Raw genomic sequence first — 3,712 nt, 5'->3', positions numbered from 1 at the left:
CATCCGCAGCGGACCGTCATGCTTCCACCTCGGGCACCTGGATCACGGTCAGGAACAGCCCGAGCTGGCGGATCGCCTGCGCGAAATTCTCGTAATCGACGGGCTTGGTGATGTAGACGTTGCAGCCCAGGTCATAGCAGCGCTGGATCTCGATCTTGTCGTCGGTGGTGGTCAGCACCACGACGGGCGCGCGGCGCAGCGGGCTGGTGTCGGCCTTGATCCGCTGCAGGATGTCGGTGCCGCTCATGTCGGGTAGGTTGAGGTCGAGCAGGATCAGCGCCGGGCCGTTCTTGGCCGGCCCGTCGGCGGCGTCGAACAGGAACTCCAGCGCGCTGCCGCCGTCGGTAAAGTGGCGGATGTCGTTGAGGATGCCGGCGCGGCGGATGTTCTTCTCGATCAGGCGGGCATGGCCGGCATCGTCCTCGATCATGACGATGCCGACGGTCTGGTGCTGGTTCATGAGGCTGGTTCCTGAACGTCTGGTCCCTGGGGCGGCTGGTATGCGGCGGGAAGGTTGAGGCGAAAGGTCGCGCCCTCGCCCAGCGCCGACTGTACGTCGATCGTCCCGCCAAGGCGATAGGCGAGCGCGCGGACATGGGCGAGGCCGATGCCCTCGCCCGGCTGGTCCTGCTGGCCGGAGCGGCGGAACAGATCGAACACGCGCTGGTGGTCGCGCGGGTCGATGCCGCGGCCATTGTCCTTGACCGCGACGACCACGCGGCCGCGCACCGCCTGGGCCGACACCACGATCTGTCCCGGCCGGCCCGGCTGCAGGTATTTGGTCGCGTTCTCGATCAGGTTGGACAGGATCTGCTCCACCGCCAGCCGGTCGCTGACGAGCGCCGCCATCGGCCGCTCGATCGCGACGGCCGCCCCGCGATCGTCGACGATGTGGCGCATCGCCGCGACCGCGGTGTCGGCGATGGCGGCAAGGTCGAGCGGTTCGGGCGCGATCGTGCGGCGGCCCTCGCGCGACAGCTTCAGGATGGCGTTGATCAGCCGGTCCATCTTCTGCGTCGAGGTGCGGATGAAGCCGATCGCTTCCGGCAGGTCCTCGCGCGCGGCGAGGCGCGCCTCCTCGGTCAGGATCGCGGGAAGCTGCTGCTCGGCGCGATCGACCAGCTCGCCCAGCGCCCCGGTGGCCGACGCCAGCTCGGCGGTGAAGCCCATCACGTTGACCAGCGGCGAGCGCAGGTCGTGGCTGACGATATAGGCGAAGCGCTGGATCTCGTCATTGGCGCGGCTGAGGTCGGCCGTGCGATCGGCCACCTGATCCTCCAGCGTGTCGCTGAGCGCGCGCAGCCGGTCGCGCGAGGCGGTGAGGTCATGGGCATAGCGCAGGATCACCATCACCGACGTCACCGCGACCACCGCCAGCAGCACGGCGCTGATCGCCAGCACGATGTAGAAGCTGCGGACGCTGCGCCGCTGGTCGGCGTCGCGGATCGCCAGCAGCGCGCGTTCCTGGTCACGCATCGCGCCCGCGACATCGCGGATCCCCAGCAGCCGCTTCTTGCCCGTCTCGGCGTTGAAGGCGGCGATCGCCTCCTCGTGCCTGCCGGCGGCGACCAGGGCGATATCGGCGTCGCGCACCTTCACGATCGCCGCGACCCGCGCCGTCAGCGTGGCGATGTTGCGACGCTGGACCGGGTTGTCGCTGATCAGCACCGCCAGCCGGCGCAGCGCCGGCTGAACCGCGGCGGCGAACCCGTTATAGGAGACCCGATACTGGTCGGCCCCGGTCAGCACATAGCCGCGCCGTGCCGTCTCCCCCTGCTCGATGGCGAGGCTGGCGCGGTCGATGGCGGCGCCGACCTCATAGGTGTGGTTGACCCAGTTGGTGTGCTCCTGGATGCGGGTGATCACGAGGCCGGCGGCGAGGATCGCGGCGAGCAGGCTGATGAAGCCGAGCGACAGGAAGACGATGAGCGCGCGGCCAAGCCCGCCCTCCGCCACCGTCAATCGCTCGCCGATACTCCTTGCCATGACGCGGCCTTACCGCACGGCCGCGATTTTACCAGTGACGCCGTTGAGCCCGTTGCGCCGCTACAACAACAGCTCCTGCGCGCTCGGCCGACCGACGACACCGCCGCCGCGCCGCCGGGCGATCTCGGTCTGGGCGGTGAAGCGTACGTCGGGATCGCGGTCGGTCAGGAACCCCGCCAGGCTGTCGTCGGAGATCTCGCGCCAGTCCTTGCCGCGGTCCGGCCCGGTGTTGCGCACCCGCGGCAACAGGCCAGGCTGGTTGGACCAGTCGATCAGCTGCGCCAGGCTCGCCTCGTTGAGCTGGTCGCGCAGATGGTGGGCAGTGACATAGGCGTCGGGAAAGGCGCGATGCGCCGGCAGGCCGCGCTCATGCTCCAGGCCCGGCGGCTTGCGCCAATAGCGCAGCACCTGGTTGGAGAAGGACGGGCTGTCGGGCCATAGCCGCAGCGCGCATTTCCAGGTGCAGATCCAGTCGGCACCGTGGGAAAGGTTGGCGGTGCAGAATTGCTGCTCGAAATCGGCGCGGTGCGCGGCGAGGGCGAGGCGGCGCGGATAGGGGTCGAGCACGCGGCGCGCGACCTCCGGCCAATAGGGCTCGCCGGCGACCTGTTCGTCGAGGATGTGGTGCACCGCCTGCGTCACCGGCGGGATCGGCCGGCCGGGATTGACCAGCAGCTGGCCACCCTCGCCCTCCAGCTCCCACCGCCCGTCCGCACCCAGCGCCACGTCCTGCCAGCCGACCTCGCACACGCCGTGCGCGGGCGGCGCGCTGCCGGTGGTCTCCAGGTCGATGACGCGGACGATCTGCGGTTTGGGCGGGGGCATCGACAGCTATGTGGCGATGGACGCCGGGAAAAGCGAGCGTCAGCTGCGTGTGACGCCGCTGGTCGCCAGCTGCGCGTCGAGCGTCGCGAGCAGCCGCGCGAGCGCCGCCTCGTCCTGCGCCTCCGCCCGCGCGGTCAGCATGTCCTGCGTTCCCGATGCGCGCAGCAGCCACCAGCCGTCGGCATCGCTCACCCGCACGCCGTCGACGGTGCACAGGTCCGCGCCGGCGCGCTCCAGCCGCTCGCGCACCTCCTCGACCACCGCCGTCTTGCGCGCGGGATCGACCGCGAAGCGCAGCTCGGGAGTGTTGACCAGCGCCGGCATCGCGCTGCGCAGCTGCGTCAGTGTCCGGCCCGCCAGGTGGACGGCGCGGATCAGCCGCACCGCCGCGTACAACGCGTCGTCGTAACCGTAATAGTCGCCGCCGAAGAAGATGTGGCCGCTCATCTCCCCCGCCAGCGGCGCGCCCTCCGCCTTCATCCGGCTTTTGATACGGCTGTGACCCGAGGGAGCCATGACCGCGCGGCCGCCGAGGGTGACGATATGGTCGAACAGATATTGCGATGCCTTGACGTCGGCGACGATCGTCGCGCCGGGCGTCTCCGCCAGCAGCGGCGTCGCCAGCAGCGCGATCAGCTGGTCGCCCCACACCACCCGCCCCTCGCCGTCGACCGCGCCGATCCGGTCGCCATCGCCGTCAAAGGCCAGTCCGAAATCGAGGCAGTTGTCGGCGACGAGCCGCTTCAGGTCGGCCAGGTTGCTCTCGATCGTGGGGTCGGGATGATGGTTGGGGAAATCTCCGTCGACATCGGTGAACAGCAGGTGATGCTCACCCGGCAGGCGCTGGGTGAGCTGCTCGATCACCGGGCCGGCGGCACCGTTGCCGGCGTCCCAGCCGATG

The 3,712-nt window shown here is 70.0% G+C and carries 3 protein-coding genes and 1 pseudogene; all 4 read right to left on the bottom strand.

Features of this window, described 5'->3' with window-relative positions:
- Positions 1–16: 16 nt before the first annotated feature.
- A complete protein-coding gene (locus HUU96_RS13050) occupies positions 17–460 on the bottom strand; it encodes a response regulator (protein ID WP_174293194.1) in 444 nt (147 codons plus the stop codon).
- Complete coding sequence (locus HUU96_RS13045) at positions 457–1,986, bottom strand: sensor histidine kinase (protein WP_174293193.1); 1,530 nt, start codon at positions 1,984–1,986, stop codon at positions 457–459. Before HUU96_RS13045 ends, HUU96_RS13050 begins: the two co-directional genes overlap by 4 nt.
- A 60-nt stretch (positions 1,987–2,046) precedes the next feature.
- Positions 2,047–2,811, bottom strand: a complete 765-nt coding sequence (locus tag HUU96_RS13040) for a 3'-5' exonuclease (RefSeq protein WP_174293192.1) — start codon at positions 2,809–2,811, stop codon at positions 2,047–2,049.
- Positions 2,812–2,850: 39 nt separating this feature from the next.
- Positions 2,851–3,712: pseudogene (locus tag HUU96_RS13035) on the bottom strand (phosphomannomutase); the annotation flags it as partial.

The sequence above is a fragment of the Sphingomonas bacterium genome, from assembly GCF_903644135.1.
Classification (GTDB): Bacteria; Pseudomonadota; Alphaproteobacteria; order Sphingomonadales; family Sphingomonadaceae; genus Sphingomonas.
This window is presented reverse-complemented; position numbering and strand designations above follow the sequence as displayed.

What these genes read in the sequence shown, in the direction of transcription:
- HUU96_RS13050 (WP_174293194.1), bottom strand. Translation starts at nt 460, where the DNA reads ATGAACCAGCACCAGACCGTCGGCATCGTCATGATCGAGGACGATGCC.
- HUU96_RS13045 (WP_174293193.1), bottom strand. Translation starts at nt 1,986, where the DNA reads ATGGCAAGGAGTATCGGCGAGCGATTGACGGTGGCGGAGGGCGGGCTT.
- HUU96_RS13040 (WP_174293192.1), bottom strand. Translation starts at nt 2,811, where the DNA reads ATGCCCCCGCCCAAACCGCAGATCGTCCGCGTCATCGACCTGGAGACC.